This window comes from Streptomyces sp. 35G-GA-8 (assembly GCF_023534745.1).
Classification (GTDB): domain Bacteria; phylum Actinomycetota; class Actinomycetes; order Streptomycetales; family Streptomycetaceae; genus Streptomyces.
Window position 1 is genome coordinate 355919 of the sequence record NZ_JAMHJQ010000008.1, and the last position, 16183, is coordinate 372101.

Annotated in this window: 14 protein-coding genes; 5 read left to right on the top strand and 9 right to left on the bottom strand. The window is 70.9% G+C overall.

The window, feature by feature from the left end; genetic code table 11:
- Window positions 1–55 precede the first annotated feature (55 nt).
- From M1203_RS20625 to M1203_RS20650, 6 genes are all read right to left on the bottom strand, one after another.
- A complete protein-coding gene (locus M1203_RS20625) occupies window positions 56–1147 on the bottom strand; it encodes a zinc-binding dehydrogenase (protein WP_249951222.1) in 1092 nt (363 codons plus the stop codon).
- Between the two features lie 17 nt (window positions 1148–1164).
- Window positions 1165–2577 carry an aldehyde dehydrogenase family protein gene (locus tag M1203_RS20630; protein ID WP_249951223.1) on the bottom strand — a complete coding sequence of 471 codons (1413 nt, stop codon included), beginning with the start codon at window positions 2575–2577 and terminating at the stop codon, window positions 1165–1167.
- A gap of 119 nt (window positions 2578–2696) precedes the next feature.
- Window positions 2697–4043, bottom strand: coding sequence for an ABC transporter ATP-binding protein (locus M1203_RS20635; protein ID WP_249951224.1), 1347 nt, complete (start codon window positions 4041–4043; stop codon window positions 2697–2699).
- Window positions 4044–4159: 116 nt separating this feature from the next.
- Window positions 4160–5476 carry an MFS transporter gene (locus M1203_RS20640; RefSeq protein ID WP_249951225.1) on the bottom strand — a complete coding sequence of 439 codons (1317 nt, stop codon included), beginning with the start codon at window positions 5474–5476 and terminating at the stop codon, window positions 4160–4162.
- The gene (locus tag M1203_RS20645; RefSeq protein ID WP_249951226.1) at window positions 5476–6936 is read right to left on the bottom strand and encodes a CitMHS family transporter; all 1461 of its coding nucleotides are present in this window, start codon (window positions 6934–6936) and stop codon (window positions 5476–5478) included. The genes M1203_RS20640 and M1203_RS20645 overlap by 1 nt, the downstream gene beginning before the upstream one ends.
- A gap of 185 nt (window positions 6937–7121) precedes the next feature.
- A complete protein-coding gene (locus tag M1203_RS20650; RefSeq protein WP_249951321.1) occupies window positions 7122–7778 on the bottom strand; it encodes a TetR/AcrR family transcriptional regulator in 657 nt (218 codons plus the stop codon).
- A gap of 210 nt (window positions 7779–7988) precedes the next feature.
- Between M1203_RS20650 and hmgA the strand changes: the two genes are divergently transcribed.
- The 3 genes from hmgA to M1203_RS20665 all read left to right on the top strand — a co-directional run bounded on the left by hmgA (window position 7989) and on the right by M1203_RS20665 (window position 11470).
- Entirely contained in the window at window positions 7989–9320 is a 1332-nt protein-coding gene (gene hmgA / locus M1203_RS20655; protein WP_249951227.1) for a homogentisate 1,2-dioxygenase, read from the top strand.
- Between the two features lie 69 nt (window positions 9321–9389).
- Window positions 9390–10148: a GntR family transcriptional regulator gene (locus M1203_RS20660; RefSeq protein WP_249951228.1), complete on the top strand. Its 759-nt coding sequence runs from the start codon at window positions 9390–9392 to the stop codon at window positions 10146–10148.
- 110 nt (window positions 10149–10258) lie between these two features.
- Window positions 10259–11470: a type ISP restriction/modification enzyme gene (locus M1203_RS20665; protein ID WP_249951229.1), complete on the top strand. Its 1212-nt coding sequence runs from the start codon at window positions 10259–10261 to the stop codon at window positions 11468–11470.
- A gap of 16 nt (window positions 11471–11486) precedes the next feature.
- Here M1203_RS20665 and M1203_RS20670 read toward each other — a convergent pair whose 3' ends face one another.
- The gene (locus M1203_RS20670; protein WP_249951230.1) at window positions 11487–12215 is read right to left on the bottom strand and encodes a TetR/AcrR family transcriptional regulator; all 729 of its coding nucleotides are present in this window, start codon (window positions 12213–12215) and stop codon (window positions 11487–11489) included.
- Window positions 12216–12279: 64 nt separating this feature from the next.
- Here M1203_RS20670 and M1203_RS20675 point away from each other — a divergent pair, with 64 nt between their 5' ends.
- Together M1203_RS20675 and M1203_RS20680 are read left to right on the top strand one after the other, a co-directional pair.
- Complete coding sequence (locus M1203_RS20675) at window positions 12280–13320, top strand: ATP-binding cassette domain-containing protein (protein ID WP_249951231.1); 1041 nt, start codon at window positions 12280–12282, stop codon at window positions 13318–13320.
- On the top strand, window positions 13317–14093 hold the full coding sequence (locus M1203_RS20680) for an ABC transporter permease (RefSeq protein ID WP_249951232.1): 777 nt from the start codon (window positions 13317–13319) through the stop codon (window positions 14091–14093). Before M1203_RS20675 ends, M1203_RS20680 begins: the two co-directional genes overlap by 4 nt.
- 308 nt (window positions 14094–14401) lie before the next feature.
- Here the strand turns inward: M1203_RS20680 and M1203_RS20685 are convergent, their stop codons facing one another.
- Together M1203_RS20685 and M1203_RS20690 are read right to left on the bottom strand one after the other, a co-directional pair.
- Window positions 14402–14665: a hypothetical protein gene (locus tag M1203_RS20685; RefSeq protein WP_249951233.1), complete on the bottom strand. Its 264-nt coding sequence runs from the start codon at window positions 14663–14665 to the stop codon at window positions 14402–14404.
- 251 nt (window positions 14666–14916) lie between these two features.
- Window positions 14917–15726 carry an SGNH/GDSL hydrolase family protein gene (locus tag M1203_RS20690; RefSeq protein WP_249951234.1) on the bottom strand — a complete coding sequence of 270 codons (810 nt, stop codon included), beginning with the start codon at window positions 15724–15726 and terminating at the stop codon, window positions 14917–14919.
- Between the last annotated feature and the right edge of the window lie 457 nt (window positions 15727–16183).

The following is a 16183-nucleotide window of genomic DNA, read 5'->3' on the forward strand; positions in this document are numbered from 1 at the left end:
CCGGACGCCGCCAGGCCCGCCCTACGGGCGGACGGCGCTACTTTGAAGACACGCCCTAGGGCGTGTCCTGGAAGACGACCAGGGCCCGGCCTCCCCGGCCCGCGAGCATGTTCTCGAACGCCGCCGGGATGCCGTCCAGCGCGATCCGCTCGGTGACCAGCGCGCTCAGATCGAACCGGCCCGCGCGGATGTGCTCGGCGAGCACCGGCAGGTCCTTCGACGGGTCGCTGTTGCCGTAGACACAGCCGGAGAGCGTCCGGCCCCAGTGGAACAGCTCCAGCGCGTGGAAGGTGACGCGCTGGTCCTTGCCGCCGATGCCGACGACTGTCGTACGGCCGCCGCGCCGGGTGGAGTCCCAGGCGGTACGGATGGTCGTCGCCCGGCCGACGCACTCGACGGCCACATCGGCGCCCCGGCCGCCGGTGAGCCCGCGGATCTCCTTGGCGGTGGTGTCGGAGGCGACGACATACGCGGTGGCCCCCGCCGCGCGGGCCAGCGCCTCCTTCTCCGGGGACACATCGACGGCGATGATCCGGCCCGCACCGGCGATCCGGGCGGACTGGAGAACGGCGAGACCGACCCCGCCGACGCCGAAGACCACCACCGACTCGCCCTCGCGGACCCGCGCCGCGTGGTGGACCGCGCCGTATCCGGTGAGGACGGCGCAGCCCAGGAGGGCGGCGTCGGTGAGCGGTACCCCGGCCGGGAGCGGCAGGACGCAGTTGGCGGCGACCACCGTCTCCTCCGCGAACGCCCCGACGTTCAGGCCGGGGTGGAGCTCCGTGCCGTCGGCGGTACGGGCATGGACGCCCGCGGCGCCCGCGAGCGCGCTGTCGCAGAGCCAGACCTCACCGCCCAGACAGGCCGGGCAGGTCCCGCAGGACGGGGCCCAGTTGAGGACGACTCCGTCGCCCGGCGCCACCTGCGTGACTCCCTCGCCGACGGAGACGACCGTACCGGCGCCCTCGTGGCCCAGGACCGCGGGCAGCGGGATCCGCATCGTGCCGTTGGACAGGGACAGATCGGAGTGACAGACACCGGCGGCGGCGAGCCGGACCCGGACCCGGCCGGGACCGGGTTCGGGAAGTTCGATCCCGGTGATCTCCAGCGGGGCTCCGACGGCGGACAGGATGGCGGCGCGGACCACGAGCGTGCTCTCCCGGCTCAGAACTGGAGTGACTTGGTCTGAAGGTACTCGGCGAGCCCGTGCGCGCCGAGTTCCCGGCCGACCCCGGACCGCTTGTAGCCGCCGAACGGCGCGAGCGGGTTGAAGCGGCCCCCGTTGATGTCGACCTGTCCGGTGTCCATCCGGCGGGCGAAGGCGACGGCCTCGCTCTCCTCACGGGCCCAGACCGCGCCCGCGAGGCCGTAGACGGTGCCGTTGGCGATCCGGAGGGCGTCCTCCTCGTCCTCGTACCGCAGAAGGGAGAGGACGGGACCGAAGATCTCCTCCTGGGCGATGGTCATCCCTGGAGTGACCTCGGCGAAGACGGTCGGCGCGAGGTAGTAGCCGGTCGGGTGCGGGGCCTCGGGGCCGCCCGCGACCAGCACGGCGCCCTCCGCGACGCCCCGCTCGATATAGCCGCGTACCCGCTCCCGCTGCTTCTCGCTGACGACCGGGCCGAGCCGGGTCGCGCTGTCGAGCGGGTCGCCCGGGACGTACTTGGCGGCGGCGGTCCTCGCCAGCTCCACCGCCTCGTCGTACTGGTCGGTGTGGACCAGCATCCGGGTCCAGGCGCTGCACGTCTGGCCGGAGTTGGTCATGACATTGGCGACACCGACGGCGACGGCCCTGGCGAGATCGGCGCTCGGCAGGATCACATTGGCGGACTTGCCGCCCAGTTCGAGGGCGACGCGTTTGACGGCGGCTCCGGCGGTGGCGCCGATCAACCGGCCGACCTCGGTGGAGCCGGTGAAGGAGACGAGATCGACGTCCTCGTGCTCGGCGAGGGCCTGGCCCGCGACCGGTCCGAGGCCGGTGACCAGATTGAACACTCCGGCGGGCAGGCCCGCTTCATCGACCAGCTCGGCGAAGAGCCGCGCGGTCAGCGGGGTGTCCTCGGCGGGTTTGACGACGATCGTGCACCCCGCCGCCAGGGCCGGGCCGACCTTGGCCACGATCTGGTGCAGGGGATAGTTCCACGGCGTGATCGCGCCGACGACGCCCACCGGCTCCAGCAGCACGGTGGAGTTGCCGGTCTTCTCCTCGAAGGGATACGTGGCGGCCAGCTCGGCGAACGTGCCGACGATCGCGATCGGCCCCCCGGTGTGCACCTTCCTGGACAGTGCGAGAGGCGCGCCCAGTTCGGCGGTGACGGTGGCGGCGAGCTCGTCCTGACGGGCCGCCATGGCGTCGCGCAGAGCGGTGAGACGGGCGGCTCGCTCGGCGGGCGGGGTGGCGGCCCAGCCGGGAAAGGCCGCCCGCGCGGCCCGTACGGCGGCGTCGACGTCCTGCGCCGTACCGGCCGGGACGGTCGCGATGACCCGCTCGTCGGCCGGGTTCACCACGGCGATCGTGTCCGTCCCCACCGCCGGCCGCCATGCGCCGCCGATGTACATCTCGTCGTATGCCCGCATCGTCGTTCCTTCCGGGAGTGCCCGACTTCGCCCCCTGACACAAACTAGCGGCGCGAGTTTTATGACGCCAGGGCACCCCGATGCCTCACATGGCCGGGTGCCTCACATGTCCGGGTGCCTCACATGTCCACGAGTCCCGGCAGGTCCCTCGGCGCGGGGCAGATCCGGCGCCCGTAGTCGTCGAAGACATAGAGATGGGCGAGATCGACGAGGAGCGGCACCTGCGCGCCCGTGCGCAGCCGCATGTCCGGGCCGGTACGGACGACCAGATCGCTCGCCGAGATGGCGGGACGCTCCGGGCTGTATGTGGCCGGGCGCGGCGGTTCCGGGTCGTCGAGCGCCACGACCGGGCCGCTGACCCGGCCGATCGCGCGCTCCCTGAGCCGCTCCAGCATGCCGGGGCCGCTCCTGCCGCGCCGCCGGACGGGCGACTTGGGCCGGGGGGATTCGAGATCGGCGACGATCGCGGGCAGGGAGCCGATATTGAGATGGACCAGCGCCTCGTGGCCCTGGTACTCCATGTGCTCGACGATGCCGCTCAGCGCCACCTCACCGGGGCGTGCCTGGCTCGGCGCGGCGATACGGGCCGCCTCGGAGCGCAGCCCGACGATGATCTGCCTGCCCTGCTGGATCCGCAGTAACTGGTGGTCGGAGCTGAGGGGTTCGGGCAGCGGGAGACGCTGCTTGCCGAGGTCGATGGACATCCGTCCGTCCAGCGGCGCGAACACCGTGGCCTGGAGCAGATTGATCCGGGGGGTGCCGATGAACGCGGCCACGAACACGTTCTCCGGCAGCGCGTACACCTCGCGCGGCGCGCTCACCTGCTGGAGCACTCCCCCGCGCATGACCGCGACCCGGTCGCCGAGCGACATCGCCTCGGACTGATCATGCGTCACATAGACGGTGGTGACGCCCAGTTCGGCGGTGAGCTGGGCTATCTCGGCACGCAGATGGCTGCGCAGCTTCGCGTCGAGATTGGAGAGCGGCTCGTCCATCAGAAAGGTGGAGGGGCGCCGGGAGATGGCCCGGCCCATCGCGACCCGCTGGCGTTCGCCGCCGGAGAGCTGGCTCGGGTAGCGGTCGAGCACGCCTTCGATGCCGAGCATCCGGGCGGTGGCCTCGACCCGTTGAGTACGGTCCTCGCGCGGATTCTCCAGCAGGAGGGGGAAGCCGATGTTGTCGCGGTTGGTCATGTTCGGATAGAGCGCGAAGTTCTGGAACACCATCGCCATGTCACGTTCGCGCGGCGGTGCGTCGTTGGAGAGTTCCCCGTCCAGGAGCAGTTCGCCGTCGGTGATGTGCTCAAGACCGGCGATCATGCGAAGCACAGTCGACTTGCCGCATCCCGAGGGGCCGAGGAGCACCACGAACTCGCCTGGTGCGATATCGATCGAGAAGTGGTCGACGGCGCGGGTGGAGCGTCCGTACACCTTGCTGACGCTGTGCAGAGAGATGGCGCGAGTCATGAATGGTTCCGCCCGGGAAGGAGAAAGGTGGAGCGGGTGCGACGCCTGAAGTTAGCCGACTACGCGCTGTCAGGGAATGACTCGCGCCAAGGTTCGGTGACCTTGCGGGACATGGCTCAGGAGGTGTCGCGTGCCGGGGCGGGGCGGCTGCCCGGTTCCGCGTCGCCGCCCGTACCGGTGGCGGTGTCCGTACCGGTGCCGGTACCCGGCGCGGTGCCCGGCGGGGGAACCTCGGGCGTCCCGCCCGACGTGCGCAGGCCGAGTCCGGCCGCGGCCACCAGCAGCGCGCCGAGCATGACGAACGGCGCGGCCATGCCCGCCACTCCCGCGACCAGACCGGCGGAGGCCGGGGCGGCGACCTGGCCGAGCCGGTTGCCGGTGAGCCGCAGCGCGAGGGCGGTGGAGCGGGCCTCGTCGGGGGCGGCCCGTACGACGGTCGTCATCGACAGCGGCTGGCCGACGCCCAGACAGAAACCGAGCGCCGCGAGCATCAGGGCGAGCCCCCACACCGGTACGGGCAGGGCGATGCCCGCGCACAGCAGTCCGCCGAGCAGACAGGTGGAGGTGAGCAGGACCGTACGGCCGAGCCACCGGAGCATCGGACTCATCACCAGCCGGCAGGCGATGGTGGCCGCGGCGCGCAGGCTGAGCAGCAGCCCGATCACGGTGGGCGCGATTCCCCGCTCCTCACCGATGACCGGCAGATAGGCGGTGAGGACATCGGTCGCGGAGAGCACGGCCAGGCTGATGAAGATGCCCGCCGGCACACCCCGGGCCCGCAGGATGCGGCGGACCGGGACCTTGGCGGACCGCGGGGACGCGGGGGCGTCGGGGGCCGTACGCGCCTCTATCCGCCACAGAGAGGTGAAGGAGACCGCCGCGGCGGCGGCCGAGACGAGCAGCGCGAGGGCGCTCGTTCGGGCCATCTCGTCGCCCTGCCCGGAGACGAGCAGCCCGGCGGCGACCGGTCCCGCCAGCTGTCCGAGCGAGGCGCCGATGGTGAAGTGGCCGAAGTTCCGGTCCTGTTCGTCCGGGGCGCTGCGGCGGGCGACGATCGACTGGGCGCCGATGACGAAGCAGAGATGGCCGAGGCCCATCACCCCGCTCCAGGCGGCCAGTTCGGGCCCCGAGCCCGACGTGCCGCTGAGCGCGCAGCCGGCCGAGATGAGGACCAGGCCGGCCACCAGCAGAGGGGCGCACCGTCCGTGGTCGGTCCTGCGGCCGAGCGGTACGGCGACGAAGAGCGGCAGCAGCGCGTAGACGGCCGTGATCACACCGATCGCCCGCTCGTCCGCGCCCATGGAGAGCGCCCGGTAGGAGACCGCCGGCCGCGCCATCGACACCGCGCCCTGCGCGAAGCTGAAGGCGATGACCAGACGGAGGAGCCAGCCTCTCCCACCGGGCGCCCCCACCGGGGCCAGGACGGGAACCATCAGATGATGCCGAAGAGGACTCCGGCGGCGAGCACCACCAGCGAGGTGAGCGCGGCCCACTTGACGGTGAACTTGGTGTGGTCGCCGAACTCGACCTTGGCCATGCCCACGAGGACATAGACGGCGGGCACGAGCGGGCTCGACATGTGGAGCGGCTGGCCGACGAGCGAGGCGCGGGCTATCTCCAGCGGGGAGACGCCATGGGCGGCGCCGGCCTCTGCGAGCACGGGCAGAACTCCGAAGTAGAAACCGTCGTTGGACATGAAGTAGGTGAGCGGCACGCTCAGCACACCGGTGACGATGGCCATGTGCGGGCCCATGCCGTCCGGAATGGCGCCGACGAGCCAGTCGGCCATGTGCTGGACCATACCCGTGCCGGTGAGGACACCGGTGAAGACGGCGGCGGCGAAGACCATACCGGAGACGTTCAGAACGTTCTCCGCGTGGGCCCCGATCCGGGCCTTCTGCTCGGCCATGTTGGGGTAGTTGACAGTGAGGGCGAGGGCCGCGCCGAGGAGGAAGAGCACCGGGATCGGCATCAGTTCCATGATCATCGCGGTGAGCAGGGCGACCGTCAGCCCGGCGTTGAACCAGTAGAGCCGGGGGCGCAGGGTCGCGCGGTGGGGGTCGAGACCCTGGAAGCCGTCGTCGTCGGAGGTGTCGGCGTCGTCCGTAGCGCTGCCGCCGCCGGCGCCTGTGCCCCCGAGGGCCTTGCCCGTACCGGTGCCACCGGCCCTGCCGGTTCGGCTGCCGCCGCCGACGGACGTCGTGGTCGTACCGCTTCCCGCCTCGACCAGTACGGTCTCGCTCGTGGTGCCCGTCTCCAGCACCTCGTCGAGGGTGAGGACGCCCAGCCGCTTGCGCTCCCGGAGGCCCAGCACATAGGCGAGGAAGAACACGGCGAGCAGTCCGACGCCGAGCGCCGGGATCATCGGGACGAACACATCGCCGGCGTCGACCTTGAGCGCGGTCGCCGCACGGGCCGTCGGGCCGCCCCAGGGCAGGGTGTTCATCACGCCGTTCGCGGTGGCGGCGACGCCGGTCATCACGACCCGGCTCATCCCGAGCCGCTTGTAGAGCGGATACATCGCGGAGACGGTGATCATGAAGGTGGTGGAGCCGTCGCCGTCCAGGGAGACGATCGCGGCGAGCACGGCCGTACCGACGACGATCCGCATCGGGTCGGCCTTGCAGAAGCGCAGGATGCCCCGGACGATCGGATCGAAGAGCCCGACATCGATCATCACGCCGAAGTAGACGATGGCGAACATCAGCATGGCGGCGGTGGGCGCGAGGTCGCCGACGCCCTTGATGACATAGTCACCCAGCTGTCCGCCCTGCCCTACGAGAACGCAGAAGAGTGCTGGGATGAGCACCAGCGCCGCGATCGGCGACATCTTCTTCATCATGATCAGCACCAGGAAGGTGGCGATCATGACGAAGCCCAGGATGGTCAGCATTTAGGAGGCCCCTCACGTTCACCCTTGAACTCCCGCCGGGGGCGGCGGTCCGGATGACGTTAGGTCTGGCCTCCAGCCGTTAACAAGATGTTGACACGCGAGCAATACGAGCAAAAGCCCAGGTCACAGCAGGGGTGGTAGGGGGGGAGCAATACCAGGGGGAGAGGACGGGGAAAGCGGAGACCTCAGTCGAACGTCCTCGCCAGATAGGCACGCAGCAGCTTCCTCGTCTCCCCCACGATCCAGGGATCACCTGCCGGATCCATCCGGAACGCCAGTTGGAGCAGCGCGTCGGCGGCCTCGGTGGCGACCAGGACCGTGCGGTGCAGCGCCGGGTCGGGCGCCCGGCCGAGATGGCCGGCGAGCAGTCCGGCGAGGCGTCTGGCGACCCGGTGGTTGGGGTCGGTCGCCGGGTCGACGGGGATACGGTCGAGTGACTGCGGCCGGGTGCCCAGCGGAAGTTGGGCCCCGAAGTCCACCAGCGAGAAGCCGGGCACGGTGCGCTTCATGGAGAGGTACTCGTCCATGACGGCGTCGATGGCGCCCCGCCAGTCGTTCGGGTCGAGCATCCTGAGCCGGTCCGCGATGCCCTCGGTATAGCTGTCGAGATTGCGCCTTCCGAGTGCGTCCGCCATGGCCCGCTTGTTGACGAAGAAGCGATAGACCGAGCCGATGGGAACGCCCGCGCGAGCGGCGACGGCCCGGGTGGACAACTGCTCGTATCCGCCCTCGTCGAGGAGCACTCCGCAGGCGTCGAGGATCCGGGCCAGCCGCTCCGTGCTGCGCTGTTGCACAGGCACGGTGCGGAGCCCTCCGACCTCGGATTCCTCGTCGGGCTCCATGTCCTCGCCGACATCGGCGTCGGGGACGGAATCGGGCTCGGGTGCGGGTTCTGCGCCTGGGCTGGGCTCGGCGTCGGGCTGCGTATGCGTACGGTCGCGTGACACGGGATCCATGATGCCGCTCGGCCCCGTTGACGAAGCGCACCACTAATCCTACGGTTGTCCATAGGATTAACCTTCCGGGATTCCTTGATCGAGGAGTGCATGCGGATGACGAACGACATCGAGCGGGCGCGGAAGACGGCCGGGGAGCTGGACCACTCCTCGGGCTTCGGCAATGAGCACAGCTCCGAGGCCGTGCCGGGGGCGCTGCCGGTCGGCCGCAACGCGCCCCAGCGCGCGCCGCTCGGTCTCTACACGGAACAGCTGAGCGGCAGCGCGTTCACCGAGCCCCGCGCGCACAACCGGCGGTCCTGGCTGTACCGGATCCGGCCGTCGGCGGCGCATCCGCCGTTCGCCCGGATCGACAACGGCTCGGTCCGTGGCGCCCCGTTCACCGAGACCGTGCCCGACCCCAACCGGCTGCGCTGGGACCCGCTGCCCGAGCCCGCTCCCGGCACCGACTTCCTGGCCGGTCTGTGGACGCTGGGCGGCAATGGCGACGCGGCGCAGCGCACGGGGATGGCGATTCATCTCTACTACGCCAACTCCCCCATGACGGACCGGGTGTTCAGCGACGCGGACGGCGAACTGCTGATCGTTCCCGAGCACGGCGGACTGCTGATCCGTACGGAGCTCGGCCTGCTCGCGGCTCAGCCGGGCGAGGTGGCGCTGGTACCGCGCGGGATGCGCTTCCGGGTCGAGCTGCTGGACGAGACAGCACGCGGCTATGTGTGCGAGAACTACGGCCGGCCGTTCGTCCTGCCCGACCTCGGGCCGATCGGCGCCAACGGCCTGGCCAACGCGCGTGACTTCCGCGCGCCGGTCGCCGCGTACGAGGACATCGAGCGGCCGACCCGGGTGGTCAACAAGTTCTGCGGCAATCTCTGGGCCGCCACCTATGACCACTCCCCGCTCGATGTGGTGGCCTGGCACGGCAATCATGTGCCGTACGTCTACGATCTGCGCCGCTTCAATGTCATCGGGACCATCAGCTACGACCACCCCGATCCGTCGATCTTCACGGTGCTGACCTCACCGTCCGAGACCCCGGGCCTCGCCGGAGTCGACTTCGTCGTCTTCGCGCCGCGCTGGCTGGTCGGTGAGGACACGTTCCGGCCGCCGTACTTCCACCGCAATGTGATGAGCGAGTACATGGGCCTGATCGAGGGCGCGTACGACGCCAAGACGGCGGGCAAGGGAGGCTTCGTCCCCGGCGGCGGCTCGCTGCACAACATGATGTCGGCGCACGGCCCCGACCGGGAGACCTTCGACCGGGCGAGCGCCGCCGAGCTCAGGCCGCAGAAGATCGACGACGGGCTGGCCTTCATGTTCGAGACCCGGTGGCCGGTGACGGCGACCGAACAGGCGGCGGGTGCCACCCATCGGCAGCGCGGTTACGACAACGTATGGCAAGGTCTGGAGCGCCACTTCAGGCCATGACCCGGAGTTTCGGACCCACAGTCGTGGAGGTGCCACCGTTTTGGAGTCGCCACAGTCGGGGAGTCGCCGGTGACCTCCTTCGCCCCGGACTCTCTGATCCTGAACCGCAAGCTTCCGCTCTGGTATCAGGTCTCGCAGTCGCTGCGCGCCTCGATACTGGGCCGCCGGCCGCACGATCCGCTCCGGCTGCCGACCGAGGAACAGCTCGCCTCGCACTACGGCGTCAGTGTGCTGACGATGCGTCAGGCCCTCAAGGAGCTGGAGAAGGAGGGCCTGATCAGCCGGCACCGACGGCGCGGCACCTTCATAGAACCGGGCGTCCGGCGCGGCGCCCCGCGCCGGCTGCTCGGCTCGATCGACGCGATCGTGGCCCAGCAGTCCGGTGAGCTGACCACGCTCCTCGGCCATGGCCCGGCCCCGGTGCCCGGCGAACTCGCGGAGTACTTCCCCGGGGCGGACGAGGTGATCACGTATCGCAGGCTGCGCTGCGACGGCGAGAGCGGCGAACCCGTCAACTGGGCGGAGAACGCGGTCCGCCCGGACATCGCGGCCGGCATAGAGGTGACCGATCTGGAGCGCTGGCCGATGACGAAGGTGCTGCGCGACATGGTCGGGATCCGGATCAGCCGCATCACGGACACGGTGGAGGCCCGGCTCGCGGACCCGGTCACGGCCGAGCTGCTGCGGGTGCCGCTGCTGAGCCCGATCCTGCACTACACGGGGGTGACATACGACGAGAGCGGCCGGGTCGCCGATGTGGCGCGGATCCACTACCGGGGGGACCGGTTCTCCTTCTCGGTCACGGTCGAGGCGGACCTCATGGGTTAGTCACGTTTCCAGGGGGGGCCAAACCGCCTCGGCGGCCGGTACGCGGTGGCCGATAGCATGCTGGTGGGAGGGGCACGAGGGCGCACAGACCGACGGGAGGGACGGTCCGCATGACGGCGACGCGGTCCGGGGCGACGGACGAGAGCCCGCTGCTCAGCGATCTCATGCCGTGGTCGACGCCCCCGCTGCGGTTCGGCAGGGAGTGGATCCTCGCCCCCGACCGGCCCTCCCTCACCGCGCGCTGGGACCGGCTCGTACGGGCCGAGGGCGCCGAGCGCGAGGCGCTGTTCGGGCCGACCCGGGCGCGTACGCCGTACAGCGCGGTCGCCGCGCTGCCGGGCCGGGCCACGGGTACCGGGCGGTTCGCGCGGGAGTCGGGGCGGTGCCCCGAGCCGGTACGGGTGCTGCGCGGGCCGTTCGACGAGCAGTGGCTGATCCCCGACCACCGGCTGATCGACGCGGCTCGCCCCGAGCTGTGGCGGGTCGCCGACGACCATCAGGTCTTCGCCGTGGAACAGGGGTTCGTACCGGCGGCGGCCGGGCCCGCGCTGCTGGTCGGCGCGGTGCTCCCGGACGGCCGTTCCCCGGCCGGGCGGCCGGGCAGGATCCGGCCGCTCTACCGCCGTCCCGGCGGCGTGGAACCCAATCTGGCCCCCGGGCTGACCGCCCTGCTGGCCACGCGGTACGGCCAGGAGGTCACCGCCGGGGACGTGCTCGCCTGGGCTCTGGCGGTCGCCGTGGGCACCCCGGCCGGCTGCGCGGTGCCGCTGACCGCCGATCCCGCCGTCTGGGCCTCCGGGGTCGAGCTGGGGCGGCGGCTGACGCGGATCCAGCTGCGCGGGGCGCACGGCGGTGAGCGGCCCCGGCTGCCCGGTGGCCGCCGTCCCTATGTGCGGGCCGCCGTTCCGGCCGGGCCTGAGGCGATCGAGTACGACCCGGGGGACGAGGTGCTCCGGCTCGGCTCGGGCCGGATCTCCCCCGTACCGGCCGGGGCCTGGGAGTTCACGGTGGGCGGCGTACGGACGCTGGAGCTGTGGTTCGAGCGCCGTACGGCCCGCCCCGAGCCGGGGACACTGGCGGCGATCCGCCCGTCGGAGTGGCCGCGGGAGTGGACCTCGGAGCTGCTTGAGCTGATCACGGTCCTGGCGCTGCTGGCGGAACTCCGGCCTCTCCAGGCGCGGTTGCGCGGCGACGGCCCGGAGATCGGTACGGCGGAGCTGCGCGCCGCGGGCGTGCTGCCGGTCCCGGCGGCGGCCCGGCGGCCGGCCTCCGTGCTGGACCATCACGAGGAGGGACCGGAAGGCCAGTTCGCGCTGATCTGACCTGGGACGGCTCGCGTCAGGGCGACGTGGGCCGCCGGGCGTCGAACCCGTCGAGGACCCGCGCGAGCGCCCGGTCGAAGACGGCCTCCGTATCGATCGGTCCCGAATCCTCCGCGAACGCCGCCGCCATGCGGGGATAGCGCCCGGAGGCGATCTCGCGCCCCAGATAGGCCATGCGTACGGCGTGCTCCTTCTCCGCCGACCAGGGCAGGGACTTGGTGCGCTCGGCCGTCTGGAGCTCATTGGCGACATAGGTGGTCACGACCCCGTTGACCATGGCCACCAGCTCCATCTTCTCGCCGTAGGACGCGTCCATCCCGTCCAGGCAGCTCAGGCTGTATTCGAGGTACCGCATCGTGTTGGGGCTCAGCCCGTAGACCGCCGACATCAGCCGTGCCATCCAGGGATGCCGGTGCATGATCGCGCGGGCCCGGTGCGCGAGGGCGGTCAGATCGGCCCGCCAGTCCCCGGTGGGCTTCTCGGGCAGGTCGTACTCGCCGGAGACCCGGTCGACCATCAGCTCGTACAGATCCTCCTTGCGCGGCACGTAGTTGTAGAGCGACATCGTGCCGCAGCCCAGTTCGGCGGCGACATGGCGCATGGTCACGGCGTCGAGGCCGCCCGCGTCGGCGATACGGCAGGCCGCCGCCGCGATGTCGGCGCGGCTGAACGCCGGCTTGGGTCCGCGTCCTGACCGTTCCGGGCGTGCCCAGATCACTTCGGGTTCAGCAGGTCGCCCCGCCATCGATCATCACCTCGTCCACCATCTTAGTTACGTACAACGTACGTAGTGCGCTACGGTGGACGGCATGACAACTACGTACGCTGTACTTAGTGAAGGTCTGGAGAAGCGCTACGGCGCCGATGTGCACGCCCTTCGCGGCCTGGATCTGGCCGTCGCGGAGGGCACCGTCTGCGGGGTGCTCGGGCCGAACGGCGCGGGCAAGACCACCGCCGTACGGATCCTGACCACCCTCACCACCCCCGACGCGGGCACCGCCCTGGTCGCCGGGCACGACGTCCTCGCCGATCCGCGCGCGGTGCGCCGGTCGATCGGGGTCGCCGGCCAGTACGCCTCCGTCGACGGCGAGCTGACGGGCCGGGAGAATCTGCGGCTCTTCGCCAAGCTGCTCCGTATCAGGGGTCCGGCGGGCCGGGCCCGCGCCGATGAGCTGCTGGAGCGCTTCGAGCTGACGGACGCGGCGGACCGGGCGGCACGGACCTACTCCGGCGGCATGCGGCGGCGGCTCGATCTGGCCGCCAGCCTGCTGACCCGCCCCCAGGTGCTGTTCCTCGACGAGCCGACCACCGGCCTCGACCCGCACAGCCGCAATCAGATCTGGCGGGCCGTGCGCGAACTCGCCGACCGGGGCACCACGATCCTGCTGACCACGCAGTATCTGGAGGAGGCCGACCGGCTGGCCGATGACATCGTGCTGATCGACCGGGGCCGGGCCGCCCACCGCGGCACCCCGGCCGAACTGAAGGCGCGCATCGGCTCGTACGCGGAGGTCGTCCTCGCCGAGCAGCCCGAGCAGGCCGCGGCGGAGACCGCGATCCTCGCGGCGGCGGCCGTACTCGACCGGCTGACCGGCGCCGAACCCGCGCTCGACCGGGAGCGCCGTACCGCGGGTGCCGTGGCGAAGGACCCGGCCCTGACCCTGCCCCGGCTGGTGCGGGAGCTGGACACGGCGGGGGTGCCGGTGGCCGACGCGAGCCTGCGTCCGCCGACGCTCGACGAGGTCTTCCTGCGACTGACCGACCGTACGGAGCCCCGCGCCCCGCACCGACATGACGAGTCACCCGCCCGGGAGCACGACGGGCGACACGACAAGGAGCACGCCGCGTGAACGCGATCGCGTACGACAGCGGTGCCGTCCTCGGACGTCACCTCCAGCGGATCAGGCATGCGCCGGGCGTGGTGATCCTCACCCAGGCCATGCCGATCAACATGCTGCTGTTCTTCGGCTATGTCTTCGGCAGCGCGCTGGCGATGCCGGGTGAGCAGTACCGCGCGTATCTCGTGCCCGGTCTGCTCGCCGCGACGGCCGCGGGCGGCATCATGACGGGGATGTTCCAGGCGTCGCAGGACGTGCAGCGCGGTGTCATGGACCGGTTTCTGACGCTGCCGATGAGCAGGGTCGCCGTACCGCTGGGGCAGACCGCGGCGGATCTGCTGACCACGGCCGTGGGGATGGTGCCGCTGCTGCTGGTGGGGATCGCGGTGGGGTGGCGGATCGAGGGCGGCGTACCCGGCGCGCTCGGTGCCCTCGGACTGCTGCTGCTCTTCCGGTTCGCGGCCAACTGGGTCGGTACGTATCTCGGCCTGCTCATCCGAAATGAGGAAGTGGCCGGTCAGCTCGGCGCGGTGACATTCATCCTGCCGCTGCTCTCCAACGCGTACATCCCGGCCGAGGGGCTGCCCGGCTGGCTGCGCGTGCTCGCGGAGTGGAACCCGATCAGCGCGCTCGCCGCGGCCGTGCGCGATCTCTGCGGCAATGCCGCGCCGGCCGCGGACGCCGCCTGGCCGGTGGCGCATCCGGTGGCCGGATCGCTGCTGTGCTCGCTGCTGCTGCTCGCCCTGTTCGTACCGCTCGCGGTCCGGCGGTACGCCGGGAAGTGACTGACGGGTGAGGAGGGAGCGGGGGGAGGCGACGTGCGGGGCGGCGGGCCCGGACCGGTGTCGGGGAGTGGATCACCGGCCGGGCCGCCGCCCGAGGAGAGGTCACGCACCGGGCGTACGCTCCGGCGCACCGCCACGGGCCGTTGGGGAAGACGGACGAGTGGAGTGCGGCGCCGCATCCGGGCGGCGTGATCACCCGAGCACATTCGGGAACGCTCGGGCGGGCTCGGGCAGTTGGGAACGCGGAAACGCCGTGAGGCGGTCACGCCCTCACGGTGCGGCACGCCGACGCCGTGGCGCCGTGAGGATCAGCGGCGGCTGCCGAACAGCGTCCGCCGCAGCCGCCGCAGCGGCGCGAAGAGCGAGACGCGCGCGCCCTTGCTTCCATGTGTCTCCGAGCTGTCACGCGACGTCAGCTCCTGCATCAGCAGCGTCGCCTCGGCCGTCTCCCGCTGGGGCACGGCGGGACCGCCGAGCACCGAGAGATGGCGGTCGAGGCGCGAACTGGACGCGCTGCTCCCGCATGTGATCGCAGGGACTCGCGCCCTGCTGTGCACCGTTATCTGTTTCATTTCACTCCCCACCCGTACGAGGGCACCCGGCCCGGGCAGGTTAACCCTATCGCCCCACCCGGACACCCGTGTATACCGCCTTTGCGATTGACCACACCCGTACGGGTAGTGACCACCACCGCCCGATCCATCTTATTTCAGGGCGAGTTGGACACTTCGCCGCATCCCGGCCGGTGCGTGCGGCGGGGCCGGTTCCGGGTCTCACCAGACCCCGGTCACCGGCCCCGCCATCGTCAGGCCCGTCAGCCCCGTCAGGCCGCCGAGCGGAAGGCCGGCAGATAGCCGCCCGACTGACCGGCGGCGGTGGGGTGGTACGACTCGCCGATGTTGAGCCAGTTCACGCTGTGCAGCCACGCCGAGCCGGAGCAGATCTCATGGCCGGTGAAGGCCCCGGCGACATCGGCGAAGGTGAAGCCGTAGTCGGCCGCCCGCTTGGCCGTCGCCGCGTTGAGATGGTCGGAGGCGGCGTTGATCGCGGACCGCTCCGCCTCACTCAGCCCCGCGATGCAGTTGCCGTTGAGCTGGTAGAAGCGCGGATAGCCGAGGACGACCACCCGGGCCGACGGCGCCTTCGATCTGATCGCCGTGTACACCGAGTTGAGGTTTCCCGGCAGCGTGCTGTCGACGAAGGCGCGCGCCTGCGCGACCCGGCTGAGGCAGGTCGACTCGGACTGGAGCACACAGGTGGTCATCACATCCGCGAAGCCGGCGTCGTTCCCGCCGATGCTGATGCTGATGAGATCGGTTCCCGAGTTGACCGGGCCCAGCTGACTGGCGGTCACATCACCCGTACGGGCACCGGAACAGGCGGTGAACGCGAAGGAGGCGGGTGCGTTCGCGGCCGCCCAGAGGGCGGGGTACGCCTTGGGGGTGCGTTTGCAGCTGCCGCTCGCGCTGTCGTAGCTGCCGGAGCCGACGCCCGAGGAGTACGAGTCGCCGAGCGCCACATAGTCGACGGCTGCCGCCGAGTCCGCGGCCTGGGCCGTGGCGGCTCCGGTGAGAGCCAGCACGGCACCCAGGAGGAGCGAGGACGAGAACGCTGTGATGCGGGACAGTTTCATAAGACCTCTCCTAGCAGGATTGCTGCCTCAACTTTGTTACCAGGCAGTTCAGTTCACTGGAAGTGTTCATGCCAAGAACATTCTCAGAGGCTTTCCTGCCGAAGCGGCAGAAGCACATAATTCACCCCTGCTTGAATTGAACCGATCAGGGAGGTTACGGATGTGACCGGCGATGTACGGCCAAAGAAGCGAAAACCGCTCCGAGGTTCCAGGTCTTGCCATAGGGCCCCAAGCATCAATACCGTCGTACATCCGCCCGCATCGGCCCATCGCACGCATGGCTCAAGGGGAGGGCCCCCACGTCGCGTTGGCTCCCGGCGCGGGCCGCGGTAGGGGGGTGGCCGCACTCGGTGACCGCGTGCGGTGCCGAGTCGCATGCCGCGCGACACGTTCCAACGCTCACCCGTCCAGCGGGAGTTCTCCGTTCCATGCCGTCATGGCCGGGGTGAGAACCCCC